The sequence below is a fragment of the Pseudomonas sp. GW822-FHT05A08 genome, assembly GCF_058800485.1.
This window is the reverse complement of record NZ_CM179511.1, coordinates 4565715-4590839: the sequence shown is the minus strand read 5'-3', so window position 1 is coordinate 4590839 and position 25125 is coordinate 4565715. Positions and strand designations below refer to the sequence as shown.

General features: G+C 62.7%; 23 protein-coding genes. 7 read left to right on the top strand and 16 right to left on the bottom strand.

What is annotated here, in order from left to right; translation table 11 throughout:
• The first annotated feature begins 3 nt into the window (after positions 1–3).
• Together serS and cysG are read left to right on the top strand one after the other, a co-directional pair.
• Positions 4–1284, top strand: coding sequence for a serine--tRNA ligase (serS, locus tag AC3RCP_RS20535; protein ID WP_492570969.1), 1281 nt, complete (start codon positions 4–6; stop codon positions 1282–1284).
• Complete coding sequence (gene cysG / locus AC3RCP_RS20530; RefSeq protein WP_274303979.1) at positions 1285–2679, top strand: siroheme synthase CysG; 1395 nt, start codon at positions 1285–1287, stop codon at positions 2677–2679.
• Positions 2680–2756: 77 nt separating this feature from the next.
• Here the strand turns inward: cysG and AC3RCP_RS20525 are convergent, their stop codons facing one another.
• The 8 genes from AC3RCP_RS20525 to AC3RCP_RS20490 form a co-directional block, all read right to left on the bottom strand.
• A complete protein-coding gene (locus AC3RCP_RS20525; protein WP_492570970.1) occupies positions 2757–3758 on the bottom strand; it encodes a glutathione S-transferase family protein in 1002 nt (333 codons plus the stop codon).
• A gap of 88 nt (positions 3759–3846) precedes the next feature.
• On the bottom strand, positions 3847–4848 hold the full coding sequence (locus AC3RCP_RS20520; protein WP_492570971.1) for a glycosyl transferase family protein: 1002 nt from the start codon (positions 4846–4848) through the stop codon (positions 3847–3849).
• Positions 4845–5180: a TusE/DsrC/DsvC family sulfur relay protein gene (locus AC3RCP_RS20515; protein ID WP_007929238.1), complete on the bottom strand. Its 336-nt coding sequence runs from the start codon at positions 5178–5180 to the stop codon at positions 4845–4847. The genes AC3RCP_RS20520 and AC3RCP_RS20515 overlap by 4 nt, the downstream gene beginning before the upstream one ends.
• Entirely contained in the window at positions 5177–5476 is a 300-nt protein-coding gene (gene tusB / locus AC3RCP_RS20510) for a sulfurtransferase complex subunit TusB (protein WP_087091608.1), read from the bottom strand. Before tusB ends, AC3RCP_RS20515 begins: the two co-directional genes overlap by 4 nt.
• Positions 5476–5838, bottom strand: a complete 363-nt coding sequence (gene tusC, locus AC3RCP_RS20505) for a sulfurtransferase complex subunit TusC (protein ID WP_085534145.1) — start codon at positions 5836–5838, stop codon at positions 5476–5478. The genes tusB and tusC overlap by 1 nt, the downstream gene beginning before the upstream one ends.
• Before the next feature lie 3 nt (positions 5839–5841).
• Positions 5842–6234 carry a sulfurtransferase complex subunit TusD gene (tusD, locus tag AC3RCP_RS20500; protein WP_007929241.1) on the bottom strand — a complete coding sequence of 131 codons (393 nt, stop codon included), beginning with the start codon at positions 6232–6234 and terminating at the stop codon, positions 5842–5844.
• Positions 6235–6298: 64 nt separating this feature from the next.
• Positions 6299–7003, bottom strand: coding sequence for a YoaK family protein (locus AC3RCP_RS20495; protein ID WP_492570972.1), 705 nt, complete (start codon positions 7001–7003; stop codon positions 6299–6301).
• A 51-nt stretch (positions 7004–7054) separates the two neighbouring features.
• Positions 7055–7387, bottom strand: coding sequence for a DUF6388 family protein (locus AC3RCP_RS20490; protein ID WP_101338470.1), 333 nt, complete (start codon positions 7385–7387; stop codon positions 7055–7057).
• Positions 7388–7668: 281 nt separating this feature from the next.
• Between AC3RCP_RS20490 and AC3RCP_RS20485 the strand changes: the two genes are divergently transcribed.
• Entirely contained in the window at positions 7669–7917 is a 249-nt protein-coding gene (locus AC3RCP_RS20485) for a DUF1652 domain-containing protein (RefSeq protein ID WP_101338469.1), read from the top strand.
• Positions 7918–7995: 78 nt separating this feature from the next.
• Here the strand turns inward: AC3RCP_RS20485 and AC3RCP_RS20480 are convergent, their stop codons facing one another.
• A complete protein-coding gene (locus AC3RCP_RS20480) occupies positions 7996–8229 on the bottom strand; it encodes a DUF6555 family protein (RefSeq protein WP_007929246.1) in 234 nt (77 codons plus the stop codon).
• A gap of 394 nt (positions 8230–8623) precedes the next feature.
• On the opposite strand from AC3RCP_RS20480, the gene AC3RCP_RS20475 reads away from it, so the two are divergent.
• The 3 genes from AC3RCP_RS20475 (at position 8624) to AC3RCP_RS20465 (ending at position 11960) form a co-directional block, all read left to right on the top strand.
• Positions 8624–8959, top strand: a complete 336-nt coding sequence (locus AC3RCP_RS20475) for a hypothetical protein (protein ID WP_007929247.1) — start codon at positions 8624–8626, stop codon at positions 8957–8959.
• A 700-nt stretch (positions 8960–9659) separates the two neighbouring features.
• Positions 9660–11306, top strand: a complete 1647-nt coding sequence (gene mqo / locus AC3RCP_RS20470) for a malate dehydrogenase (quinone) (protein WP_053261826.1) — start codon at positions 9660–9662, stop codon at positions 11304–11306.
• Positions 11307–11561: 255 nt separating this feature from the next.
• On the top strand, positions 11562–11960 hold the full coding sequence (locus AC3RCP_RS20465; RefSeq protein ID WP_101338468.1) for a hypothetical protein: 399 nt from the start codon (positions 11562–11564) through the stop codon (positions 11958–11960).
• A gap of 12 nt (positions 11961–11972) precedes the next feature.
• On the opposite strand, the gene AC3RCP_RS20460 is transcribed toward AC3RCP_RS20465, so the two are convergent.
• The 6 genes from AC3RCP_RS20460 to AC3RCP_RS20435 form a co-directional block, all read right to left on the bottom strand.
• On the bottom strand, positions 11973–14156 hold the full coding sequence (locus AC3RCP_RS20460) for a TonB-dependent siderophore receptor (protein WP_492570973.1): 2184 nt from the start codon (positions 14154–14156) through the stop codon (positions 11973–11975).
• 284 nt (positions 14157–14440) lie between these two features.
• A complete protein-coding gene (locus AC3RCP_RS20455) occupies positions 14441–15847 on the bottom strand; it encodes an ATP-binding protein (protein ID WP_492570974.1) in 1407 nt (468 codons plus the stop codon).
• On the bottom strand, positions 15844–17655 hold the full coding sequence (locus tag AC3RCP_RS20450) for a DAHL domain-containing protein (RefSeq protein ID WP_492570975.1): 1812 nt from the start codon (positions 17653–17655) through the stop codon (positions 15844–15846). The genes AC3RCP_RS20455 and AC3RCP_RS20450 overlap by 4 nt, the downstream gene beginning before the upstream one ends.
• Positions 17652–18605 carry a cytochrome-c peroxidase gene (locus AC3RCP_RS20445; protein ID WP_492570976.1) on the bottom strand — a complete coding sequence of 318 codons (954 nt, stop codon included), beginning with the start codon at positions 18603–18605 and terminating at the stop codon, positions 17652–17654. The genes AC3RCP_RS20450 and AC3RCP_RS20445 overlap by 4 nt, the downstream gene beginning before the upstream one ends.
• A 26-nt stretch (positions 18606–18631) precedes the next feature.
• The gene (locus AC3RCP_RS20440; protein WP_492570977.1) at positions 18632–20500 is read right to left on the bottom strand and encodes a putative bifunctional diguanylate cyclase/phosphodiesterase; all 1869 of its coding nucleotides are present in this window, start codon (positions 20498–20500) and stop codon (positions 18632–18634) included.
• On the bottom strand, positions 20497–22773 hold the full coding sequence (locus AC3RCP_RS20435; RefSeq protein ID WP_101338462.1) for a GGDEF/EAL domain-containing response regulator: 2277 nt from the start codon (positions 22771–22773) through the stop codon (positions 20497–20499). Before AC3RCP_RS20435 ends, AC3RCP_RS20440 begins: the two co-directional genes overlap by 4 nt.
• A gap of 213 nt (positions 22774–22986) precedes the next feature.
• On the opposite strand from AC3RCP_RS20435, the gene nosR reads away from it, so the two are divergent.
• The gene (gene nosR / locus AC3RCP_RS20430) at positions 22987–24345 is read left to right on the top strand and encodes a response regulator c-di-GMP phosphodiesterase, NosR family (protein ID WP_101338461.1); all 1359 of its coding nucleotides are present in this window, start codon (positions 22987–22989) and stop codon (positions 24343–24345) included.
• 12 nt (positions 24346–24357) lie between these two features.
• Here nosR and AC3RCP_RS20425 read toward each other — a convergent pair whose 3' ends face one another.
• Positions 24358–25071, bottom strand: coding sequence for a murein L,D-transpeptidase catalytic domain family protein (locus AC3RCP_RS20425; RefSeq protein WP_009044554.1), 714 nt, complete (start codon positions 25069–25071; stop codon positions 24358–24360).
• Positions 25072–25125: the final 54 nt, after the last annotated feature.

Here is a 25125-nt window from a genome sequence, read left to right as displayed (position 1 = left end):
GACATGCTCGATTCCAAACTGTTACGTAGCAACCTTCAGGACGTAGCGGACCGCCTGGCATCCCGTGGCTTTGCCCTGGATGTAGCACGCATCGAAGCGCTGGAAGAACAGCGCAAGACCGTCCAGACCCGCACCGAACAACTGCAGGCCGAACGTAACGCGCGCTCCAAGTCCATCGGTCAGGCCAAGCAGCGCGGCGAAGACATCGCGCCGCTGATGGCCGACGTCGAGCGCATGGCGGGCGAGTTGGCGGTCGGCAAGGTTGAGCTGGACGCCATTCAAACCGAGCTGGATGCGATCCTGCAGGGCGTCCCGAACCTGCCCCACGAATCGGTGCCGGTTGGCGACGACGAAGAGGGCAACGTCGAAGTGCGCCGCTGGGGCACGCCGACGGCGTTCGACTTCCCGATCCTGGACCACGTCGCCCTGGGCGAAAAACACGGCTGGCTGGACTTCGAGACCGCGGCCAAGCTGTCGGGCGCGCGTTTTGCCCTGCTGCGCGGACCGATCGCCCGTCTGCACCGCGCACTGGCGCAGTTCATGATCAACCTGCACACCAGCGAGCACGGCTACGAAGAGGCCTACACCCCTTACCTGGTGCAGGCACCGGCGTTGATGGGTACCGGTCAGTTGCCGAAGTTCGAAGAAGACCTGTTCAAGATCAGCCGTGAAAACGAAGCCGATCTGTACCTGATCCCGACCGCCGAAGTGTCGCTGACCAATATCGTGGCCGGCGAGATCCTCGATCCGAAGCAGCTGCCGATCAAGTTCGTCGCCCATACCCCGTGCTTCCGCAGCGAAGCCGGTTCGTCGGGCCGCGACACCCGCGGCATGATCCGCCAGCACCAGTTCGACAAGGTCGAGATGGTCCAGATCGTCGAGCCATCGACCTCCATGGAAGCCCTGGAAGGTTTGACCGCCAACGCCGAGAAAGTCCTGCAACTGCTGGAACTGCCTTACCGCACCCTGGCGCTGTGCACCGGCGACATGGGCTTCAGCGCGGTCAAGACCTATGACCTGGAAGTGTGGATCCCGAGCCAGGACAAGTACCGCGAGATTTCGTCGTGCTCCAACTGCGGCGACTTCCAGGCCCGTCGCATGCAGGCGCGCTTCCGCAATCCGGAAACCGGCAAGCCGGAACTGGTGCATACCCTGAACGGTTCCGGCCTGGCGGTCGGTCGTACCCTGGTGGCGGTGCTGGAGAACTACCAGCAGGCCGACGGTTCGATCCGTGTGCCTGAGGTGCTCAAGCCTTACATGGGCGGCCTCGAGGTCATCGGCTAAATGGAATTTCTGCCGCTGTTTCATAACCTGCGCGGCAGTCGTGTGTTGGTGGTCGGCGGCGGGGAGATTGCCTTGCGCAAATCCCGCCTGCTGGCCGACGCCGGTGCGCTGCTGCGGGTAGTTGCACCTGAAGTGGAACCCCAGTTGCGCGAGCTGGTCACGGCCAGCGGCGGCGAATGCCTGTCGCGCGGTTATGTCGAGGCGGACCTGGACGGCTGCGTGCTGATCATCGCCGCCACCGACGACGAACCGCTCAATGCCCAGGTCTCCGCCGACGCTCATCGGCGCTGCGTGCCGGTCAATGTGGTGGACGCGCCGGCCCTGTGCAGCGTGATCTTCCCGGCGATCGTCGACCGTTCGCCGTTGGTGATCGCGGTCTCCAGCGGCGGCGATGCGCCGGTGCTGGCGCGCCTGATCCGGGCCAAGCTGGAAACCTGGATTCCCTCGACCTACGGTCAACTGGCCGGCCTGGCCGCGCGTTTTCGCAATCAGGTCAAAGGCCTGTTTCCGGACGTGCAGCAGCGTCGTGCCTTTTGGGAAGACGTGTTCCAGGGACCGATCGCCGACCGGCAGCTGGCCGGGCAGGGCGAGGAGGCCGAGCGCTTGCTGCAGGCCAAGATCGCCGGCGAAGCGCCCCATGCGCCGGGCGAGGTGTATCTGGTGGGGGCCGGGCCGGGCGATCCGGACCTGCTGACCTTCCGCGCCTTGCGCCTGATGCAGCAAGCCGATGTGGTGCTCTACGACCGCCTCGTAGCTCCGGCGATTCTCGAGCTGTGCCGGCGCGATGCCGAGCGGGTGTATGTCGGCAAGCGCCGCGCTGATCACGCCTTGCCCCAGGAACAGATCAACCAGCAATTGGTGGACCTGGCCAAACAGGGCAAGCGCGTGCTGCGTCTGAAGGGTGGCGATCCGTTCATCTTCGGCCGTGGTGGCGAAGAGATCGAAGAGCTGGCGGCCCATGGCATTCCGTTCCAGGTGGTGCCGGGGATTACCGCGGCCAGTGGCTGCGCGGCCTATGCCGGCATTCCTTTGACCCACCGTGACTATGCGCAGTCCGTGCGTTTCGTCACCGGACACCTGAAGGATGGCACCACCGATCTGCCCTGGGCCGACCTGGTCGCGCCTGCGCAGACCCTGGTGTTCTACATGGGCCTGGTGGGCTTGCCGGTGATCTGCGAGCAACTGATCCGGCATGGCCGTTCGGCGGATACGCCGGCCGCCTTGATCCAGCAGGGCACGACCGCCAACCAGCGAGTGTTCACCGGCACCCTGGCGGATCTGCCGAAGCTGGTGGCGGAGCATGAAGTGCATGCGCCGACCCTGGTGATCGTCGGCGAAGTGGTGCAGCTTCGCGAGAAGCTCGCCTGGTTCGAAGGCGCGCAGTCGCAGGTCTGACAAAAGCATCGCGAGCAAGCTCGCTCCTACAGGTATCCGCGATCCCTGTAGGAGCGAGCTTGCTCGCGATAGCGATCTCAACCTTTGCGCCAAACTCCACGCCCGCTCAAACGCTCGCGATCATGCGCCGCATCGAAGTCCTGCGCCGGCCCTTTCGGCACGATGCCGGTCGGGTTGATGGTGCGATGGCTGGCGTAGTAGTGCCCCTTGATATGGGTGAAGTCCACGGTTTCGCCGATCCCCGGCCATTGGTACAGCTCGCGCAGCCAGTTCGACAGGTTCGGATAGTCGGCGATCCGCCGCAGGTTGCACTTGAAGTGACCGTAATACACCGCGTCGAAGCGGATCAGCGTGGTAAACAGGCGGATGTCCGCTTCCGTCAGGTATTCGCCGGCCAGGTAGCGTTGGCCGCCCAGGCGCCGTTCCAGCCAGTCGAGTTCGGCGAACAGATCGTCGAAGGCCGCTTCGTAGGCTTGTTGCGAAGTGGCGAAGCCGGCGCGATACACGCCATTGTTCACCGCCGGATAGATGCGCGCGTTCAGTTCGTCGATTTCGCGGCGTAGCGGCTCCGGATAGAAATCCAGGCCGTTACCGCTCAGGTCATCGAAGGCGCTGTTGAACATGCGGATGATTTCCGCCGATTCGTTGCTGACGATGCGTTTCTGTTGTTTGTCCCAGAGCACGGGCACGGTGACGCGGCCGGTGTAGTCGCGGGTGTCGGCGGTGTAGCGTTGGTGGAGGAAATCCAGATGATCCAGATGGTCGCCGCTGGAGCCCAGGGCCCGGTCGAAAGTCCAGCCCTGTTCCAGCATCAGCCAGCTGACCACCGACACATCGACCAGGCTTTCCAAACCCTTGAGCTTGCGCAGGATCAGCGTGCGGTGCGCCCAGGGGCAGGCCAGGGATACGTACAGATGATAACGGCCGGCTTCCGCGCGAAAACCGCCTTCGCCGCTAGGGCCTGGTTTGCCGTCAACGGTCACCCAGTTGCGGCGTTGCGCCTGTTCGCGCTGGAAGGCGCCGTCTTTGCTGCTTTCGTACCACTGGTCGTGCCAGCGTCCTTCAATCAGCAGGCCCATAAAAAACTCCTCGGTCAGCGTGCATTGGAGTGCAGTCTAATCCGAGGGGTTCGAACGAATTACGCAAAAGTCCGGCAGTTATGATCGGTTAAATCGATCTATCGCGAGCATCCCAGTAGTGCTGAGCTTGCTCGAAAGCCTGTTCCCGGGGTATGCCGAGCCCGCGCAGGGCCAGGGCCATGGTGGCGATCAGCGCCAGCTGCGGGTAGCTGTCCTGCACATCGCCGCGCCAGACGGCTTTCAGGTGCTCGGGGTCGAGGCTGGCCGGTTTGACATGGCGCTGCTCGGACAGCGCCGGCCATTCCTCATCCCAACTGATACCGCCGGTGCTGCCATACAGATGGCTGGCGCTGTCCGGGTTGATCTCGATTTCGCCGCCGTCGCCCTTGATCACAATGACGTTGTCCCCCAGCAGGCCGCTGGCATCGCGATGCACGCCCTGATAGCCGGGGTGGAAGATGCTTTGCAGGCCGCAGCGCGCGCCCAACGGGTTGAGGATGCGCGCCAGGGAGTGGATCGGCGAGCGCAGGCCCAGGGTGTTGCGCAGGTCGATCATGCGTTGCAGTTGGGGTGCCCAGTCGCCCAGGGGGATGAAGGCCAGGTTGCCCTGGGCCAGCGCGGCATCGACCGCCTGCCAGTCGCGGCACAGCGGGATGTGCAGTTGCTCCAGCAATTGCTCGGTGTACAGCCGGCCGGCGGTATGGGCGCCACCGCCGTGCAGCAGGATACGCACGCCGTTTTGCGCCAGGCACTTGGCGGCCAGCAGGAACCAGGGCAGGTGGCGCTTTTTGCCGGCATAGCTGGGCCAGTCCAGGTCGACCTTGATTGGTGGCGCCTGCAGTCGCTGGCGCAGGGCTTCGGTAAAGCCCGCCAGCTCCTCGGGGCTTTCTTCCTTGTGCCGCAACAGCATCAGGAAGGCGCCGAGCTGGGTGTCCTCGACCTTGTCGTCGAGCAGCAAGCCCATGGCTTCCCGGGCTTCTTCGCGGGTGAGGCTGCGGGCGCCGCGTTTGCCTTTGCCGAGAATGCGTACGAACTGCGCGAAAGGATGCTCGGCGGGCGTCTCGATGGTCAGCGGGGTGTAATCGGTCATAAGCAATTGGTCGGCTTGGGCAGGCCCGCCAGCTTGGCGGCAAGTTTGGCGGGAGTGCCTTTGAACAGTCGGTTCAGGTGCAGGCTGTTGCCCTTGTCCGGGCCCAGCTTCAAGGCGGTGTATTTGATCAGTGGGCGGGTCGCGGGCGACAGCTGGAACTCCTGGTAGAAGCCGCGCAGCAGCTCGAGGATTTCCCAGTGCTCGGGGGTCAGTTCGATCTGTTCCGCCGCGGCCAGGGCAGCGGCCACTTCGCTGGACCAGTCGCCCAGTTCCACCAGGTAGCCGTCCTTGTCCAGGGCGATGGCGCGTTCGCCGACAGTCAGTGCGTTCATAACCAGCTGTTGACCTTGTCGTACTGGATCGACAGCGCGACGAACGCCGGGTAATCGATACTCGTGGCCCAGGCCGGAACCTCCAGGCCTCGGGCCTGGTGGTCTTCCGCCAAAATGTAGAGCGACAGCGTCTCGCCGCGTGCCTGCAGGGCCGCCAGCGGCGCGCTGCCAGGCTGCAGGGCGTACACCGCATCGCCGCACAGGAGGATGGCATCCTGCGGGCCGAGCAGGCGCAGACAACTGGTCAGCCGGGAGTCGGTGAAGGGCGAGTGGGACAGCACGTGCAAGGTCGACATCAGAGGGTGATCACCTGGTCAAAACGGTCAATAAGTGCGCCGAGTTCGGCCGGGGCCAGAACCTGCACCTCGTCCAGGTTCAGCGCGGCCGGGTCCAGGCCGCGTTCCGCCACGCTGGCGCCGCAGGCGAACAACTGCTCCACACCAAACAGCGGCAGGGCCTGCAGATTGGCGCTGAGGTCCTTTTGCTGCACGGCAGCGGCTTTTTGCCCGGGGGCCAGCTGAAACACGCCATCGTCAAGAAACAGCAGGCCGATCGGCAAGTCGAAGGCGCCGCCCGCCAGCACGATATCCAGGGCTTCGCGGGCACCGGGGCCGGACCAGGGTGCCTGGCGGCTGATGATCAACAGGGATTGCGCCATGTTTCATGGCCCTCCGAAACAGATCAAGCGGTCGGCCGCCTGTACGGCGTCGTGCAACTGGCCGAGCCCGGAAAGCTCCCAGGGCGCGCTCAGGTTGACGGCCGGGCGCTGGTAGCGCGCGGCTTCCTCCTGGTTCAACACCCCGCGGCGCAGGGCCGCGGCAATGCACACCACGCCATCGAGCTGGTGCTCGCTGACGAAGGTTCGCCATTGCGCGGGCAGGTCCGGTTCGTCCTGCGGGGTGACGATGTTGTCCGATGCGCTGTGCACGCCATCCTGATAGAAAAACAGCCGCACGATCTCGTGGCCGCCAGCCAGCGCTGCCTGGGCGAATGCCAGGGCGCGGCGCGAGGAGGGCGCGTGAGCGGCGGAAAAAAGGGCAATGGCGAACTTCATGTAGAACTCTGTCTGCAAACCTGGGGCCATGATAAAGCTTTATGCCGGGCCCGGCGAAGTGGCTTTAGCGCGGCATATAGCCCAGCTGCCAGCGATGGGGGATCTTCAGCGACAACAGCCCCAGCAGCGCCGACAGCAGGCCGCTGACGAACAGGGCCGCGAGGCCCAGATGCTGTTCCAGAACGGCGCCCAGCACGGCGCCGGCGAACATGCCGCCCCAGGGCACCAGCTGGATGCGCCAGCCATTGCGCCGCTCGCCGAGCATCCAGCGGCCCAGGCCGCGGCCAAAGCGCGACAGGGCGCCGGTGACATAGGTCAGGCCCACGGGCAGCCCGTTCACTTCCTCGACGGCAGCATTGAGCATGCCCATGGCGATGATCGCGGCCAGCACCGCCGGTAGCTGTTGTTCAAACGGCCAGGCGGCTGCCGCGCACAGCAGCGTGGCAATGCACAATAGCAGCGGCAAGGCCCGGCGGCCGCCCAAGCGGCTGACGACGATGCCCAGGGCGTTGCCGGCGATGAAGGTGACGACCAGCAGCACCAGATGCAGGGTCAGGGCCAGGTCGGTATCGCTGATGGCGACGGCCAGGCGCGTGGTGTTGCCGCTCATGAAGGAGACGAAGTCCCCGGTGGCCATGAAGCCGATGGCGTCGGTCATGCCGGCCAGCACCGACAGGCTGGCGACCAGGCACAGGCCTATGCGGCCGCGCCATTTCTGGCGCCGCAGCAGCTCCGGGTTACTGCGAAGGCTGGTGGAAGAGGGCAGCATCAGCGTTGACTCATGGTGACAATGATCCTTTATCGAAGGCCCGAGCTGTGCTCAATCGCGTGGCAGGCCGTGTAGCTCGCAATACTCGCTCCAGGGCATGCCGGCCATTTCCGCCACTTCCCGGTGCACTTCGAGCCGCCGCGCGGCAAATTCCTCCACGCTCTGCACGGTCAACTGCAGGCTCAGTTCCCAGGCAAACAGACCCTGGCGTTCCGCCTCGGCCTCGAAGGCTTCGTGCAGTCGCTCCGCGCGGTATTGCTCCTGGGTTTCGCCCCTGGCCTGGGCGGCCAAGGGATTGAGGTGATCGAGTGCTTCACGAAGCTCCGGGCGCGCTGCGAGAAACTTTTGCAGGGCCACTTCATGCGGGTGTTCGGGTGCGGCCATCGGCGATCCTGGATGGGGTTGAAGGAAGGCGTTTCGGATTTGGGAGGTGCGAAAGCCCAGCGACCATAACGCCTGGCCGGTCCAGCGTCAAAATGCTCCCGGGTGGAGTTGCCGCGACGGAAGGTCAGGGCCGTGCTCGCACCGTGCCACTGAGCGGATTGGCCAGGTAAAAATGCGTGCTGGATAACACTTCCAGTGAATGCCTGGGTATGAGCCCCGTTCTTGTGACCTACTCTCAACGGGCACTCTCTCCAAATGGCGCCGCCAAGGAGGAATTTCTCATGCTCTCGATGGACGAGCTTCGCCAGATCCTGGAGTCCGGTTTCCTGCCGCTTTCCTGCACCTGCACCGTCAATCCCGACGGCTCCCTGGCAATCAAGGTTTTCGAGCCGCAAAGCGGACGGATCGATCTGTTCATTACCGGGGTATCGACCGAGCATCTCACCAGTGTTCGCTCGGCGGCCAATCTCGTCGGTGAGTTGCGGACTGAAATCAGGGCGGGGCGTCGGGCATTTGCCGGCGGTTTCTAGTCGTTGTGCAAGTGGATCATCGGGCAGGTTGAGCGCTTCCTTGCGCCAGTGTCGGACGTCTGAGTTGTGCGGGGAGGGCTAGTTTTCAGACAACTCTCTCCAGTTCGCCAGCGTGACGCCGCTGCGCTCGGCGAATATCTGCATGGTGCGGTAGGTCCCGCCGCAGGGGGTGTCGTGGGTAATCAGGCACCCGGAATGCAGAAAGGCCAGATACCAGGTGTCGCTGTCGCTCAATCGCGCGCCCTGGTAAGTGAAGGTTCTTTGCGAACCTGCGAAACAGTAGCGAATTTCGAAAGTCTTGATGCTGTTCATCGCCGCGTCCTTTGGGCTGTGTTAGGTGGTGGCGATTCAAGATTATTCCCAAAAGGACGCGTTGACTTGCACCACTCATCCGAACTGCATGGACAGTCGCCGTTCGTTCCTCAAATGCCTCGCGGCATTCTCCTGTATCCCAAACGCCGCTGGCTGAAACCGCCCTCAATGGGTGTCATGTTGCGCCAGGCAGCGGGCGTTTTCCGTCAATCGAGGCCTTTGTGGACAAACTGTCATTTGCCTGTCCGGGACGTGATGGGGTTAACGTTTTTTTGACCGGTATCAGGTGATGATCGCGGGGCGGGAATACCGTTCGGCGAAAGAAGCAAGTGTTTCTAACGATAAGCCCGGGCAAGTGATACATTTCTCGATTTTTTAGGGATGAGGAAGATATATGCGAGTTTGGCTAGGCGCGTCGCTGATGGGACTGTTGGCCGGGTGTTCGTTACCCACGGCTTTGGCACCGGGCAAGCCGAATGTCAGTGAGCTGACTGGCAAAACGCCGAAAGATTACGCGCAGTGTGTCCTGCCGGCCTGGCAGCGCGAGACGCCCAGGAGCACCCAGTCCGATATCTCCAACGGCTATCGGATCACCGCTCCTGGCAGCCTGGCATCGGATGAGATCGTGGAAGTGGTGAAATCGAAGAACGGCAGCCTGGTCTCGCTCTACCAGGGAACACCCTGGGCCAAGTCCGCGGTGCTGAAAAAGGCCGTGCATGATTGCCTGTAGGCCGCTTCATGCCTTCTGTGAAGGGCTTGTCAAAGTGACAGCCCATTGCTGTTGAATCGCGCGTTCCTGCCCACAAAAAAGCCCTGACTAATCAGGGCTTTTTTTGTGCCGGGTCTTGTCCGGGCCTCACCTTGTTCGCCTTCAGGCGAACTCTTGAATCATCAAGGTCCTTTTCTGCATAAAAACAGGACAAATCTGACAGTTTTTTTGACGGCTTTATCCGTCCAGTAGACAATGGCGCGTTAGCCACCACCCATGATGGCCATTATGTCCGTTTTCAGCAGGAGGGCTGCCAGGGTTGGGGGCGATCCCTGTATGCGATACCCGTGGCCTTGCCGCTGTCAGGCGGTGATCGAGGGCGTTGGCAGCAGGCCGATCATAGTACCGGGTGTTGTTGACTCACTCCTTCGGTTACACCCGACTAGTCTCTCTATGGGAATGTGGTTTTAGCGGGCGTTTCGGACCGTCGATCGATGCTGTCCGAAGGCGTCCCAACAAAATAGTGTCACTCAAGTAGCTGAAGCCAATAGCGAATAAGAAGTCAGCGCAGGAGCGACATATAAACTGAGGTCGATAGTGTCATGTCGGCCTTGTGTGCCCACCCTTCAGTTCTTCTGAGTGCGGGAACCCATGGCGGTGCCGGGGCGACTGATGATCGAGAATGGGGGGGCGGATGGCGTTCTATCGTAGGAACTACTGTATGTTGAAAAAAGTGAACACGGCCCTGCTGGGCTTGGCGATGACGATGGGGCTCAGCTCCGCGTACGCCGCCGAGACCAAGAAAGTGGATGTGCTGCTCATCGGTGGCGGCATCATGAGTTCGACCCTGGGTGTCTGGCTCAATGAGCTGGAGCCGGGCTGGTCGATGGAAATGGTCGAGCGTCTCGACGGCGTTGCCGAAGAAAGCTCGAACGGCTGGAACAACGCCGGTACCGGTCACTCTGCCCTGGCGGAGCTGAACTACACCCCGGAAAACAAGGACGGCAAGGTCGAGATCGCCAAGGCCATCGAGATCAACGAAGCGTTCCAGATTTCCCGCCAGTTCTGGTCGTGGCAAGTCAAGAACAATGTCCTGAAGGACCCGCGTTCGTTCATCAACTCCACTCCGCACATGAGCTTCGTGTGGGGCGATGACAACATCAAGTTCCTGAAGAAACGCTACGAAGCGCTGCAGGCGAGCCCGCTGTTCGCCGGCATGCAGTACTCCGAAGACCCGGAGCAGATCAAGCAGTGGGTCCCGCTGATGATGCAAGGGCGCGATCCGAAGCAGAAGATCGCCGCCACCTGGTCGCCGCTCGGCACCGACGTGAACTTCGGCGAGATCACCCGTCAGTTCGTCGGCCATCTGAAAGCCCAGCCGAACTTCTCGCTCAAGCTGTCGAGCGAAGTGGAAGACATCAAGCGTAACGAAGATGGCTCCTGGCGCGTGGTGTACAAGAACCTGAAAGACGGTACCGAAACCCAGACCGACGCCAAGTTCGTGTTCATCGGCGCCGGCGGCGGTGCCCTGCACCTGCTGCAGAAGTCGGGCATTCCTGAAGCCCAGGAGTATGCCGGTTTCCCTGTGGGCGGCTCGTTCCTGGTGACCGAGAACCCGGCGATCGCCGAGCAGCACCTGGCGAAGGCCTACGGCAAGGCGTCGGTCGGCGCTCCACCGATGTCGGTTCCGCACCTGGACACCCGCGTGCTGGACGGCAAGCGCGTGATCCTGTTTGGCCCGTTCGCGACCTTCTCCACCAAGTTCCTCAAGGAAGGTTCGTACCTCGACCTGCTGACCACTACCACCACTCACAACATCTGGCCCATGACCAAGGTCGGCATCAAGGAGTACCCGCTGGTCGAGTACCTCGCCGGCCAACTGATGCTGTCGGATGAAGATCGCCTGAATGCCCTGAAAGAGTACTTCCCTAACGCCAAGGCTGAAGACTGGCGTCTGTGGCAGGCCGGCCAGCGCGTGCAGATCATCAAGCGCGACGAGCAGCTGGGTGGCGTGCTGAAACTGGGCACCGAGATCGTCAGCGCCAAGGACGGCAGCATTGCCGGCCTGCTGGGTGCTTCGCCAGGTGCTTCGACCGCCGCGCCGATCATGCTCAGCGTGTTGGAGAAGGTCTTCAAGGACAAGGTCGCGACTCCGGCCTGGCAGGCGAAGCTGCACCAGATCGTGCCGAGCTACGGCACCCAGCTCAACGGCAGCCCTGAGCGTGTCGCTCAAGAGTGGGCCTACACCAGCGAAGTGCTGCAATTGACTCCGCCACCGGCCATCGGCCAGATGGCTGCACCTGCGCAACCTGCGGCTGAAAAGCCAAAGGCGCCAGTGAGCAACCCGTCGGCTGACATGGCCCTGTAATACCGGCCGCGCCCGACCTGTCGGGTGAACCGGAACCTGGGGCGGATATCCGCTCCAGGCTAAAAAAACGCCGCTCCCAGGAGCGGCGTTTTTTGTTTGTGCGGCGTATTCAAGAACCTTTGCCCTCGCGTCCTGCAACCCTGCCTTGCGCCCATGGCGCATTTCTAACCGAAACATCCAAGTCACGCCTGCCCGGGAACTATTGCCGGGAAATCCCTTTCCATAAGCTCGACGCAATGATGCCTGGAGAAGGCGATGTTCAGAGCTGGCTCGTTAATCTCGATCGTCTCGATTCTGCTGTCGATCCCGCTGGATGCCGGCGCGGATTCCGGCACGCAGGCAAATGCCCGATACTCCAACGATCATGCGAATTGGGAGCGCCTTCCCGTGGTCAATGACTACCAGGTGAGAGCGCTGTTGCAGGCTTCGAAACGGGACTGGAACCCGGCCGCGGCGCTGCCGGCCGATGCCAGGCAGAACCTGCGCCGGGGCAGGACGTTGCCCAGGCAGCAATCGCGACGCTTGAACCCCAGGCTGCTCCAGCAGTTGCCGCGTTACGACGGCTACCAATGGTGGCGCGCGGGCTCCGATCTGCTGCTGGTCAGGACCTCGAATCGGATGATCTTCGACGTCCTGGCCGATGCCTTCCAGTAGGACTGACCCCGATCAGAAGTTGATCGAGGCACTCAAGCGCGCGGTCAGGGGCGCGCCCTGGAACAGGTAGCCATCGCCCATGTATTCGCCGGCGTCACGCCAGTAGCGCTTGTCGAACAGGTTGTCCACGGTCAGCCGGAACACGGTGTCGTAACCGTCGATGCGGGTGCTGTAGCGACTGCCGATGTTGAACACGGCGTAGCTGCCGGTCTGCACTTCACCCTCGCGGTTGGCGTATTTTCGACCGCTGTACTGTACCCCGCCGAGCAGCGCCAGGCCGTCGAACCAGGGCAGGGCGTAGTCGCCATAGAGGCTGGCGCGCAGGGTCGGCACGTTGAGCGCCTGGTGACCTTCGTACTCCGGGGTGTCGCTGCCGGTGACCCGCGCGCGGATCGCTGCGACACTGGCCGAGACTTGCAGGCGTTGGGTGGCCCAGCCATTGGCCGAGAGTTCCAGGCCGGTGTTCTTCTGTTCGCCCTGCTGGGTGAAAGTGAAGGTGCCGTCGCCATTCGGTCGGGAATACTGGTAGGCCTGGCGGATCTGGAACAGCGCCGCGGCCAGGCTGATGCGCTGCCAGTCGTATTTGATGCCGGCCTCGATCTGCCGCGACACGGTGGGCGCGAGGATCTCGAAGGCATTGCTGGCGAACCACGGCGCTTCCCCGCCCAGGGACAGGCCCTTGCTGTAGCGGGTGTACAGCGCCAGGTTCTGCACCGGCTTGTAGATCAGCGCGGCCTGGGGCAGGAACACATAACGCTGGGTGTGGCGGGTGGTGTCGCCCTGGCTGTCGAAGGTTTCCTCGTCCAGGCGTACCTCGCGCCCGCCGAGCACGGTCTGCCAGTGTTCGTTGAAACTGATGCGGTCGTTGAAGAACAGGCCGTACTGGCGGCTGTCCAGGCGGCGGTAGGAGTCGTTGAGCGGTCCGTCGTAACGGGTGAAATCCGCTGGCTCGCCGTCGATGTTGGCGCTACCGATCATCTGGTTGATCGGGTCGCGTTTGTCCACCACGCGGCGGAATGCGCTGGTGCCGATACTGAGTTCGTGGCCCAGGCCGCCGGTGTCGAAGTTGCCGCTGAGGACGGCCTGAACCTCGTCGTTGCGCCGGGTATCGTCCGGGCTGCGGAAATCGTAGAGGTCGTAGTCGCCCTCGGGGCTGAAGTGGTTGGGCACCGCGTCGCCGGCGCAGCTGGCGGCACCGTAGCAGCCCCAGGCGAACGAGCTGTAGTCGTCGATCACCACCCGGCTGCGCGAGGCACTGAGGTTGCCTTTCCACTGATCGTTGAAGCGGTACTCGAAGTTGCCGTTGAGGTTCAGCGCGTCGGTGCCGACCGGCTTCGAACCGCTCTGGTGCGCCAGGAGCTTTTTCGGCGAGGCGTGGTGCGGCAGGCTGGAGCCGCCGAGCAATTGATAACCCGGGGCCGAGCGCTGTTCCTTGGTCTGGTACTCGATGTCCAGTTGCAGCAGGGCGTCGGGGCTGATATTCCAGTCGAAGGCCAGGGAGGCGAAGTCGCGCTGGCCATTGGTGTGTTCGACATAGGAGTGGATGTCCTCGTGGGCCAGGTTGGCGCGCAGCCCGAACTGCTGCTCGCTGCCGAACCAGCCACCGACATCGGTGGCCACATAGCCGCTGCCGCGATCGTCGGTAGAGACTGTGACCGAGCGCACGTCGGTGGGGCGCTTGGTCACGTAGTTGATCAGCCCGCCGGGCTCGCTGACGCCGCTCTGCAGGCCGTTCAGCCCCTTGAGCAATTCCACCTGCTGCTTGTTTTCCAGGCCGACGTTCTGCTCGCCGGTGATGCTGCGGCCGTTGATCCGATAGCTGTTGGCGGCATTCAGGGAGAAGCCGCGCACTGTGAAATTCTCGTAGTAGCCGACCGGCGCATAACTTTCGCCGACCGAGGCGTCGTTCTTCAGCACCTCGCTGAGCAGGCGGGCCTGCTGGTCCTTGATCAAGTCTTCATTGATCACTGCAATCGAGGCGGGTGCATCGAGCAGGGGAGCCGCCTCGAAACCACCAACCGCGGCGCTGCTGGCCTGATAACCGGAGCGGTCTTCGCCGGTCACGGTCAGTGCCGGCAGTTCGGTCTCGGCGGCCTGGGCCACGGGCGCGGCACCGGCCAGCAGCAGGCTCAGCAGATTGCGCGCGAACCGCGGGGCGGGCAGCCCCTGGCGGGAGGCCCGGTAAAGCATATCCATGAAAACTCCTCGACGATGGCGATCCCGGCCCCGGCGAATACCAGGCACAAAGGGCCAGGCGCGCTCGGGAAAGCGTCGTGCTGTTTAAGACGGGGGAAGCGTGTGTGCCCTGAAGGCGTCAGGCCGAATGTACTCCGGTGGTCATTGGCAAGACGAAATCGGCGACCCATTCTTGAGGCGCGCCATCATACAAGAGATCGGGCCTGCGGCATGCCCCGGCGTACCGCGTCGCTTGGATCGCCAGCAAGCCTGGCTCCTACAGAAGCGATAGCGTGTGGGGGCGTTCAGCCGGCCTTTCTGCTCTGATGCACCGGAAGTTCGACGCGGAAGGTGGTGCCGACACCGACCTCGCTGCGTACCGAGATGTCGCCGCGGTGTTTCTTGACGATGCCGTAGGACAGCGACAGCCCCAGCCCCGTGCCCTGGCCCACGGGTTTGGTGGTGAAAAACGGGTCGAAGATTTTCTGCAGGCTGTCCGGCGGGATGCCCGAGCCATTGTCGGCCACTTCGATCCACACGTTCTCGCCCTCGACGCCGTTGCGCAGGGTGATGGTGCCCCGTTCGTTGCCCATGGCCTGGGCGGCGTTGACGATCAGGTTCATCACCACCTGGTTGATCTGCGAAGGCAGGCACTCGACCTCCGGCAGCTCGGCGTACTCCTTGATCACGTCGGCCTTGTACTTGATCTCGGCGGCGACGATGTTCAGGGTCGAGTCGATGCCCTGTTGCAGGTTCGCCCATTGCCATTCCTGGGTCGAATCGACCCGGGAAAAGTCCTTGAGGTCCTTGACGATCTGGCTGACCCGGCCGATGCCGTCCTTGGACTCCTTGATCAGCAGCGGAATGTCCTCGAGGAGGAAATCCAGCTCGATATCCGTGCGCAACTGTTTCAGCCGATCGCGCAGCTCGCTGGCGCCGATCCCGGTTTCGGCATTGCCGTAAGCCTCGAGCATCTCCTGCAGGCGCTTGAAGTAGCTGTCCAGGGCGCCGAGGTTGGAGGAAATGAAGCCGACCGGGTTGTTGATTTCATGGGCGACCCCGGCGGCCAGCTGGCCCAGGGAGGCGAGCTTTTCCGATTGCACCAGCTGGCTTTCCAGCAGCTTGCGCTCGTCGATCTCCCGTTGCAGCGCGGCGCTGGCCTGCTTGAACGCCAGGGTACGTTGCTCCACCCGTTCTTCCAGCTCGCTCATCTGCAGCTGAGCGCGCATGGTCATTTCCCATTTGGTGGTGAGGGTATTGGCCATCTGCTGGACTTCGATATTGTCGAAGGGCTTTTTCAGGATCAGCAGCCGGTCGTGGCCGTTCAAGCGATCGAGCAGCTCGTCCCAGGAATAGTCGGAATAGGCGGTGCACACCACCACTTGCAGCAATGGGTCGTGCTTCCACAACTCTTCGATGGTTTGCGCGCCGTCCCAGCCATCGGGCATGCGCATGTCGACGAAGGCCAGGGCATAGGGTTGGCCCTTGCCCGCCGCCTCCAGCAGTTTACCCAGGCCTTCCTGGCCACCGTAGGCCGAATCCAGTTCGAACACCGTGGCGGCGGTTTTTGGCGCGCTGCCGAACAGCGCGTTTTCCATCGCATCGAGGTCGGCGCTGTCGCCGGTCTTGGGCGTGAGGATCTTGCGGAAATCGTCGTGGATCGCCGGGGTGTCGTCGATCAGCAGCACGCGCCGGTTTATCGGGTTGTTCATGCCTCAACCTCGGCGGTGATCAGGGGGATCTGCAGGACGAACAGCGCGCCTTTGCCCGGGCCGTCGCTATGGGCGGTCAGGTGGCCATTCATCTCGATGGCCGCCAGTGCGCAACTGTGCAGGCCGAACCCATGGCCTTCCTTGCGGGTGGTGAAGCCGTGGGCAAAGATGCGGGTCATGTTTTCCGGAGCGATGCCTTCGCCTTCGTCGCGCACGCTGATCTGCAAGGTCTCGTCGTCGATCACCGCTGCGGCCAGGGTCATGTTGCGCGTCTGGTTGGACAGGTCGGACATGGCGTACTTGGCGTTGCTGATCAGGTTGATCAGGATCAGCAGCAGGCGGTGCTTGTCGCCCATGATCAGTGGTACGTCGGCGTATTCCTTGCGCACGGTCACATGATGGCGGGTGAGGGCGCCGGAGTTCATGCGCAGCGCATCTTCGAGCAGTTCGCTGACCGACAGCGGTTCCAGCAGGCTGCTGGCACCCGCATAGGATTGCTGGGTGGCGACGATGTCCTTGATGTGATCGACGCTTTTGCTCAGTTGCGTCAGCTCCTCGGTCATGCCTTGCTGTTCCAGGTCGATGGCCTCGACCAGCTGGTTCAGGTAGCCGGGCAGCAACTTGCCTTTTGCATCCTCGGTGAGAAAGCTGCCCAGGTCCTCTTTGTGCTCGTTGATCAGTTGCATCGCCTTGCCCAGCCCCTGGGCCTTGCTGTTGCGCAGCTTGCGGCTGACCAGGTCGGCGGAGATGTTCACGCTGTTGAGCACGTTGCCGACGTTGTGCAGGACGTTGGTGGCGATTTCCGCCATGCCGGCCTGGCGGGCAGTGGCAAGCAGCTCGCTCTGGGTGTCCTTGAGCTGGCGCGTGCGTTCTTCGACCCGTTGCTCGAGTTCGTCGTTGGCGGCCACCAGGGCGCGGTTCATCTGGTTGATCTCGGCAAAACTGCGGATCAGGCGGATGCCCAGCCAGATCAGCAGCAGCACCAGCAACGAGGAAAACAGCAGCAGGTAGAAATGGTACTGCTGGTCGACGGCCTCGGCCTGCTGCTGGTCGCGGTTGAGCAGAACGGTGATGTCGTCCAGGCGTTCGTCGACCGGCACCACTTCGATTTCCTCGAGCAGGCGGTTGACCTTGGGTTGCTCGCGCAGGATCAGCCCGACGTGGTTGCTGAGGGTATCGATCAGCTCATGGAAGTCCGTGGGCAAGCGCTCCTTGTTGACCGCCAGCTTGTTCAGGCCCACCAGAATATCCGCGGCCCTGTCGTCGGAGGTGACCTGGGCGAACTCCAGGCTGCTGAGCAACAGGTCGTAGGTATCGGTGGCGATGTTCTGCAGTTGCAGTTTGTCCGCGTCGTGCAGTTGGGCGAGCTCCTGCTGGATATCGTCCTCGGCGGTCGGCAGGAAGGCCAGGGAGTTGCGCAGCACGGAGTTGTGCGACTTGAACTGTTCCACCAGCCGGGTCTTTTCCTTTATCGCGTTCAGGTAGCCGTCATGGGCATTGCGCCACAGCGGCGAATCGTTGCGCTGGTTCTGCGCCTCCATCGAGTCGAATTTCTGCCACAGGCGCATCATCTCGCCCAGGGGTGAAACCAGCGGGTCGTAGTTGTGGGTGATGGCCACCCTGGCCTTGAGTATTTCGTTTTCCCACAGCGAGTCCTGCTGCTTGATCTGGCGGATCAGGTCGCGCGATTCGGTGTAGGTCACGGTCTGGTCGGACCTGGATTTGAGGTAGAGAAACAGCAGGATCGAAGCCATCAATACCGCCAGGGCGGCGAGCAACAGGATGCTTACGCGACGGGATACTTTCATAAAGGTTTGCCTTCCCATTCGCCGGTCAGGGTCTTGAGGAATTTGACGATCAGGCGTTTGTCTTCCTCGGACGGCGTACGTCCCAGCTGGTACTTGAACATCACCGCCACCGCGCCTTCGAGGGTGGCTTGCGAACCGTCGTGGAAGTACGGCGCCGTGACCGCGACGTTACGCAGGCTCGGCACCTTGAACACATTGCGGTCGTCTTCTTCGCCCGTGACGTTGAAGCGCCCCAGGTCGGCCTCGGTAGGGTTGCCCCGGGCCGCGAAGTAGTCGCCGAGCACGCCGAACTTCTGGAACATGTTGCCGCCGATATTCACCCCCTGGTGACAGGCGATGCAGCCGTATTCCTGGAAGCGCTGGTAGCCGTACTTTTCCTCGATGTCGAGGATCTCGGTGTTGCCCGCCAGGTATTGGTCGAAGCGCGAGTTGGCGCTGAGCAGGGTGCGTTCGTAATCGGCCAGGGCGCCCTGGATGTTGGCCTGGGTCACACCACCGGGGTAGGCATCGGCGAAGGCGGTGCGATAGGCCGGGTCGTCGGCGATGCGCTGCGTCACGACTTTCCAGTCGCTGCCCATTTCGCTGGGGCTTTGCACCACGATGTGCACCTGGTCTTCCAGGGTGTCGGCCCGACCGTCCCAGAACTGGTGGAAGTTCAGGCTGGCGTTGAACACGCTCGGGGTGTTGACCGCCACGGGCTTGCCATCGAAACCCAGGGAGTGCGGAACGGTATCGGCACCGCCCCGATCAAGGCGATGACAACTGGCGCACGACAGGCTGTTGTTCACCGACAGGCGCGGGTCGTTGAACAAGCGTCGTCCCAGTTCGACTCGCTTGCTGTCCAGCGCCGGTGCTGCGGGGAGGGGTTTGAGCGGTCCTTCCAATGGCGCGGCCTCGGCGCCTGGAGCGAGCAGCAGGTTGGCCGAAAGGAGTAATGCAAATGACGACATGGTCGGTATCCTTACCAGGCACAACTTCATGGATGGGGCAGGTGAGGTCGCTGGGATTCGGTCAGGAAGCGGGCGAATGCCTCGGGCTCCACGGCCTTGCTGAAGTAGAAACCCTGGCCTTCCTCGCAGTGGTGACGCTTGAGAAAGTCCAGTTGTTCGGCGGTCTCCACGCCTTCGGCGATGATGCTCAGGTTGAGGCTTTTACCCAGGTCGATGATGCTGCTGACCAGTTTCGCGTCGTTGCTGTCGGTGCCCAGGTCACGCACGAACGACTGGTCGATCTTCAACACGTCGACCGGGAATTTCTGCAGGTAGCTCAAGCTCGAGTAGCCGGTGCCAAAGTCGTCGATGGCCAGGCGAACCCCCAGCTGCTTGATGGCGCAGAGCGTGGCGATGGTGGCGTCGACGTTCTGCATCAGCACGCTTTCGGTGATTTCCAGTTCCAGCAACGTCGGGTCGAGCCCGGTCTCGGCCAGCGTGCGGGTGAGGCGTTCGACATAGTCGTGCTGACGGAAGTCGATGGCCGACACATTCACCGACATGCAGATGGGCGGCAGGCCCTGCGCTTGCCAGGTCTGCGACTGCAGGCAGGCACGGCGCAATACCCATTGGCTGAGGGGGACGATCAGCCCGCTGTCTTCGGCCACCGGGATGAAGTCCGAGGGGAACACCCAGCCATGGCCGGGCCGGTTCCAGCGCACCAGTGCCTCGGCACCGACCACCGTGCCTCGCGCCAGGTCCAGCTTGGGCTGGTAGTGCAGGACGAACTCCTCACGCTGCAACGCCAGGCGCAGGCCGGTTTCCAGGGTCTGCTGCTGGCGCGCGCGCAGGTTCATGTCTTCGATGAAAAAGCTGAAGTTGTTGGGGCCGCAGTCCTTGACGTTGCGCATGGCCGTCTCGGCGTTCTTGATCAGCGTTACGGCATCGGCGCCGTCGTAGGGATAGATGCTGATGCCCAGACTGGCGGTGACCGTCAGGTCGTGGCCCGCCACGGAATGAGGGGTATTGATGGCGGCCAGGAGTTTTTCGGCCACCCCTCGGGTCTGCTGTGGGTGCAGGATGTCGCCGATAATCACCACGAACTCGTCCGAACCGTAGCGAAATACCGAGTCGGTTTCGCGCACCGTGGTCGCCAGGCTGCGGGCGACGAGCTTGAGCATCTCGTCTCCCGCCGGGTGTCCGAGTGCGTTGTTGATGCGCTTGAAACGGTCCAGGCCGATGAACATCACCGCCAACTGGCGGTCATGGCGGCGGGACTGGGACAGATGCTGGGTCAGGCGATCACCGAGCAGGGTACTGTTGGGCAGCCCGGTGAGCACATCGTAGTGCAGCAGGTGCGAAACGCTCAGCAGTTCCTGGACCCGTTCCTCGATGGTCTGTTCCAGGTTGCGCATCTTGCTCGCCGCGTCCTGCGCCAGCTGCCATTTCCAGGTCAGGGCGCTGGCCATCTGGCGAATTTCGAGGCTGTCGAACGGCTTTTTCAGGATCAGCAGCTGGTCGCCGAACTCGATACGTTCGGCCATGGCTTCCCATGAGTAATCGGAGAACGCGGTACATAGGGCGATCTGCAACTGCGGATCGGTTTTCCACAGATGCTCGATGGTCTGCAGGCCATCCCAGCCGGGTGGCATGCGCATGTCGATAAAGGCCAGGGCATACGGTCGGCCTTCGGCCTGGGCGCGCTTGACCAGTTCCACGGCTTCCTCGCCCTGGTAGGCCGAGTCAAGCTCGAAGTGCTGATGGGGTCTGCGGCTGGCGCCCAGCAGCAAGGCTTCGGTGTTGCCCAGAGGCCCTTCGTCTTCGGGGCTGAGAATCTTGCGAAAGTCCTGATGGATCGCCGGTGTGTCGTCGATGATCAGAATTCGCCGATTGGGCACCACGGATAACGGGCTCACCTGAAATTCTCCGACGTCGGATCCGCCGACCTGGTGCTGCCATCCACAGCAGCAGACCTGGCCTTGAGCAGTTCGCCAGCCTGGTCGCTGTCGACCGCCGCACCGAGCGAGTGCCCCAGTGACGTGCCGCTGGATATCAAGGTCGTACGCTGCTCCTGGGTTTCCACCCCTTCAGCGGTGACCCCGATGCCCACCTCGCGGGCGAAGTTGAGGATGGCCCGGAGCGTCATGGCGTTGTCCGGGTCGCTGCTGGCGCTGTCGAGAAAGCGCTGGGCAAGCTTGAGGTGGTTGACCCTGTAGGTCTTGAGGTAGTCGAACGAGGAGTATTCGGTGCCGAAATCGTCGATGGCGATCTTCACGCCCAGCTCGCACAGCCTGGGCAGGATGTCGTTGTGGGTCCACTTGGTCTGGGCCAGGGTGCCCTCGGTCACGTCGAATCTCAGGTCCCACGGGCACAGGTCCCAGCGCGCGGTGGTGCGCAATACGTCGTAGATCAGTTCTGGCCCGGTCTTGAGCTGGACCAGGGACAAATGGATCGCAATCAATGGCGGTGCCACGTTCTGGTCGCGCCAGGCGCGCATCTGCCGGCAGGCCTGGTCTAGCAGCCAATGACCGAGGGCGATGACGATGCCGGTCTTCTCGGCTGCGGGCATGAAGTCCTCGGCCTCGAGCCAGCCGCGCAGGGGGTGGAGCCAGCGAACCTGGGTCGCCATGCCGAGGATCCTGCCGGTACCCAGATCGACTTCCGGCAGGTAATGCAGGTGCAGTTCGTCGCGTTCCAGGGCCAGCTTCAGGTCGTTGGCCAGGGTCACCCGCTCCGTGACCTCCTGGTTGATTTCCTCGCTGTGGAAATGGAACTGGTTGCGGCCCTTGTCCTTGGAGCGATACAGCGCCATGTCCGACTGCGCCATCAGGCTGTCGGCACTCAGGGTCTGCGGGCTGTAGAGGCTGATGCCGATGCTCACCGAGATGCGTACCTCGTTGCCTTCCAGAGAGTAGGGGAGCAGCAGGGTGTCGCGGATTTTCGTCGCTAGCGCGGCGCAATGCGTGGCCTCGTCGACGTCCAGTTGCAGGATCGCGAACTCGTCGCCGCCCAGGCGCGCCACCACATCGTTTTCCCGGGTGCAGGCCTTGATGCGCCGGGCCACTTCCTGCAGCAGCAAGTCACCAATGGGGTGGCCGAGGGTGTCGTTGATGCGCTTGAAGTGGTCCAGGTCCAGGTAAAACATCGCGAAGGGCGCGGCTCCCCGTCGGGCCGCGGCGAATGCCTGGTGCAGGCGCTCGATCAGGGTGGCGCGGTTGGCCAGCCCGGTCAGGCTATCGGTGCGGGCCATCAGGGCCATTTTTTCTTCGGCCAGCCTGCGTTCGGTAATGTCGAGGATGATCCCTTCCACCTCGACCAATTGGCCCTGGTCGTTGCGTACCGGAATATAGCGGTTTTCCACCCAGCGAAAGGCACCATCGCCGGTGCGCATGCGGAACTCGATGGACGCTCCCGCCACATCCCGATCGAGGATCCGCAGCATGGCGTTCTTGACCTTGGCCTGGTCGTCGGGGTGGATCAGGGTCTGGGCCCAGTCGGCCGAGGCCACCAGTTGCGCCGCCACATGGCCGAACTTGGTGATGTTGTGGGAGATGTACATCAGCGTGAACGATGGCTCGCCCCGCAGACGATAGAGGATGGTGGGGCTGTTCTGCACGATGATGTTGGCGTCGGCCAACTCGCGGGTGCGTTCCTCGACCGCTTGCTCCAGCTGATCCATTTTCAGCTCGGCGTCTTCGGTCATCTGCCATTTTACGGTCAGGGCGCTGGCCATCTGGCGGATCTCGATGGCGTCGAAGGGCTTTTTCAGGATTAGCAGGCGGTCGCCCAGTTGCAGGCGCTCGGCGATGTCTTCCCAGGAATAGTCGGAGTAGGCGGTGCACAGGGCGATTTGCAGCTTGGGGTCGACCTGCCACAGCCGCTCGATGGTTTCCAGGCCGTCCCAGCCGGGCGGCATGCGCATGTCGATGAACGCCATGGCATAAGGCGCATCGTGATCCAGCGCTGCCTGCACCTTGTCCAGCGCCTCCCGGCCCTGAAACGCCGAGTCGAGGAAAAAATGCTCCAGCGAGGCACTGACGGGCGTACCGAAAAGGGCGGCTTCGGCGTCGCTGAGGCTGTCCCCGGGGGCATCCGTGCAGGCGAGGATCTTGTGAAAGTCCTCATGGATCGACGCCGTGTCGTCGACGATCAGAATTCGCCGGTTGGTCCGGTCTGCCGACACCATCATCGGCGTGCTCCAACTCGGTGCGGGCACCTTGTATATAAGCTCATCGGGCTTCCCTTCCTGCTTCCTGAACATGCAGTCCATTTTGGCCTTGAGCATAGTCAGGCTCCCCCGTATGCGCTAATCGGCCGGCGTCAAATTCATGCCGAAACACTACAAGTCATCTAGCCTGTCCCAGAAGGCGGGTCTGATCGCAGTCAAAGGGGAGGGGGAACCATGGAAGAACATACAGCGGGCACAGCCCAGGACAGACCGACGGTACTGCTGGTCGACGATGAGGAATCGATTCTCAATAGCCTTCGTCGGCTGTTACGCAGCCAGCCTTACGACATCCTGTTGGCCGACAGCGGTGCCAAGGCCCTGGAGATCCTCGAACAACGGCCGGTCGACGTGGTCATGAGTGACGCCCGCATGCCGAGCATGGACGGTGCGACCTTGCTGGCCCATATCCATCAGCGTTATCCATCGACGCTGCGCATCCTGCTCACTGGTTATGCCGACATGACCTTGATCGCCAAGGCCATCAACGAAGGGCAGATCCATCGGTATATCAGCAAGCCCTGGAACGACGAGGACATGCTGGTGACGCTGCGCCAGGCCCTGGCGCATCACAATTCCGAAAGCGAGCGCCAGCGTCTGGAAGCCCTGACCCGGCAACAGAACGAGCAATTGAAAACCCTCAACTCGACCCTGGAAAAGCATGTGGCGGCGCGCACCGCCGAGCTGCAACAGACCGCCGACATGCTCGATCTGGCGTATGAAGAGCTCAAGCGCAGCTACGTGACCGGTACCGAGGTGTTTTCGCTGCTGGCCAACCTGCGCTTGCCCAAGGCCAAGCAGACCAACCGGCAGATCATTGAGCTGATTCGTGTCTATTGCATCACCCATGGCCTGGACGAAGCCGACAGCCGCAACATGACCATGGCCGCCGCGCTGTACAACATCGGCAAGCTGAGCTGGACCGACAGCATGATGACCGCGCCCGCGGACCTGCTGCACCACAACGAGCGCGACCTGTACCGGGCCTACCCGAAGCAGAGCGAGTCGCTGCTGATGACCCTGGAGCCGATGAAGGACGCGGCGCGCATCATCCTGCATCACCAGGAACGCTGGGATGGCAGCGGTTTTCCCGATCATCTCAAGGGCGAGGCCATTCCGCTGGGCTCGCGCTGGCTCAAGCTGGCCGTGGACTTCATCGAGCTGCAACGCGGGCTGATACTCGAACGGCAGATGAACAGCGATGAGGCGCTGCTGTTCATTCGCAAATACGCCGGTAAACTCTACGACCCCGACCTGGTGGAGGATTTCGTCGGTGTCTGCGCGGTTTATCAGAGCGATGTCACCTTGGCCGATCCGACGGTCAGGGTCCTGACGACGCGTGACCTGGCCCCGGGCATGACCCTGGCGCGTAACCTGAATGCCGACAATGGCATGCTGTTGCTCAATGCCGGCAAGGTGCTGAGCGGCCCGCTGGTGGACAAGCTCATCGCCTTCGAAGCGATGGAGGGGGCGAAGTACAGCATCTTCGTCAAAATACCCGAAGAGCCGGAAACGGCGGCCTCGGCCGCCGGTTAAGGAGCGAACGGGTTAACCGCCGCTGGCGGCGACAATGCTGGCCACCTGGCGTGGTTGGCAGTTGAGGTAGGGCGAGGATTTCAGCCAACGCTGGTCGGGGTACCAGGAAAACATGAACTGACCGTCCTTGAGGCGGTCGATCACCTGGCGCGCCACCTGCGGACGCACGGCCGGGCAACCCAGGCTGCGGCCGATGCGCCCTTGGCGTCGGCTCCACAGGGGGCTCACATAGTCGGCCGCGTGAATCACGATATCCCGATCGCGGGCGAGGTCATTGAAACCTGGCTCCAGGCCGTCCATGCGCAGCGAATAACCGTGGCTGCCTTCATAACTTTCCTGGGTGCGGAACAGGCCGAGGCTGGACTGGAAGCTGCCCATGCGATTGGAAAACTGGGTGGCGAAGTTCTCCCCGGATTTCTGCCCGTGGGCGACCAGGTCGCGCAGCACCAGGGTTCTTTTATTCAAGTCGAAGATCCACAGGCGGCGGGCGGTGGAAGGTTGCGAATAGTCGATGACCGCCAGGTGCCGGGCCTGCCTGGCGCCGCTGTTGACTGCGCATTGCATGGCGCTCAAGGCACTTTTCAGCACTTGGGGATTGAGTTCTGGAGCGGCGTGGGCGAGGCTGTTGTAAAGCAGCGGTGTCGTGTTGTTGGCGGCGAGCGCGGGGCTGCAGATCGCGCCTAGGGTGGTCATTGCCAGACAGAGCCGGCGCAAGAAGGTCAGCATTCTAGAGTGTCCCCACAGTCACTTTGGCTCCTGACGTCCTGTCGCTCTCCTGGC

Bases quoted from the DNA above. Each gene is read 5' to 3' on its own strand.
- serS (WP_492570969.1), top strand. From the start codon at position 4: ATGCTCGATTCCAAACTGTTACGTAGCAACCTTCAGGACGTAGCGGAC.
- cysG (WP_274303979.1), top strand. From the start codon at position 1,285: ATGGAATTTCTGCCGCTGTTTCATAACCTGCGCGGCAGTCGTGTGTTG.
- AC3RCP_RS20525 (WP_492570970.1), bottom strand. From the start codon at position 3,758: ATGGGCCTGCTGATTGAAGGACGCTGGCACGACCAGTGGTACGAAAGC.
- AC3RCP_RS20520 (WP_492570971.1), bottom strand. From the start codon at position 4,848: ATGACCGATTACACCCCGCTGACCATCGAGACGCCCGCCGAGCATCCT.
- AC3RCP_RS20515 (WP_007929238.1), bottom strand. From the start codon at position 5,180: ATGAACGCACTGACTGTCGGCGAACGCGCCATCGCCCTGGACAAGGAC.
- tusB (WP_087091608.1), bottom strand. From the start codon at position 5,476: ATGTCGACCTTGCACGTGCTGTCCCACTCGCCCTTCACCGACTCCCGG.
- tusC (WP_085534145.1), bottom strand. From the start codon at position 5,838: ATGGCGCAATCCCTGTTGATCATCAGCCGCCAGGCACCCTGGTCCGGC.
- tusD (WP_007929241.1), bottom strand. From the start codon at position 6,234: ATGAAGTTCGCCATTGCCCTTTTTTCCGCCGCTCACGCGCCCTCCTCG.
- AC3RCP_RS20495 (WP_492570972.1), bottom strand. From the start codon at position 7,003: ATGCTGCCCTCTTCCACCAGCCTTCGCAGTAACCCGGAGCTGCTGCGG.
- AC3RCP_RS20490 (WP_101338470.1), bottom strand. From the start codon at position 7,387: ATGGCCGCACCCGAACACCCGCATGAAGTGGCCCTGCAAAAGTTTCTC.
- AC3RCP_RS20485 (WP_101338469.1), top strand. From the start codon at position 7,669: ATGCTCTCGATGGACGAGCTTCGCCAGATCCTGGAGTCCGGTTTCCTG.
- AC3RCP_RS20480 (WP_007929246.1), bottom strand. From the start codon at position 8,229: ATGAACAGCATCAAGACTTTCGAAATTCGCTACTGTTTCGCAGGTTCG.
- AC3RCP_RS20475 (WP_007929247.1), top strand. From the start codon at position 8,624: ATGCGAGTTTGGCTAGGCGCGTCGCTGATGGGACTGTTGGCCGGGTGT.
- mqo (WP_053261826.1), top strand. From the start codon at position 9,660: ATGTTGAAAAAAGTGAACACGGCCCTGCTGGGCTTGGCGATGACGATG.
- AC3RCP_RS20465 (WP_101338468.1), top strand. From the start codon at position 11,562: ATGTTCAGAGCTGGCTCGTTAATCTCGATCGTCTCGATTCTGCTGTCG.
- AC3RCP_RS20460 (WP_492570973.1), bottom strand. From the start codon at position 14,156: ATGGATATGCTTTACCGGGCCTCCCGCCAGGGGCTGCCCGCCCCGCGG.
- AC3RCP_RS20455 (WP_492570974.1), bottom strand. From the start codon at position 15,847: ATGAACAACCCGATAAACCGGCGCGTGCTGCTGATCGACGACACCCCG.
- AC3RCP_RS20450 (WP_492570975.1), bottom strand. From the start codon at position 17,655: ATGAAAGTATCCCGTCGCGTAAGCATCCTGTTGCTCGCCGCCCTGGCG.
- AC3RCP_RS20445 (WP_492570976.1), bottom strand. From the start codon at position 18,605: ATGTCGTCATTTGCATTACTCCTTTCGGCCAACCTGCTGCTCGCTCCA.
- AC3RCP_RS20435 (WP_101338462.1), bottom strand. From the start codon at position 22,773: ATGATGGTGTCGGCAGACCGGACCAACCGGCGAATTCTGATCGTCGAC.
- nosR (WP_101338461.1), top strand. From the start codon at position 22,987: ATGGAAGAACATACAGCGGGCACAGCCCAGGACAGACCGACGGTACTG.
- AC3RCP_RS20425 (WP_009044554.1), bottom strand. From the start codon at position 25,071: ATGCTGACCTTCTTGCGCCGGCTCTGTCTGGCAATGACCACCCTAGGC.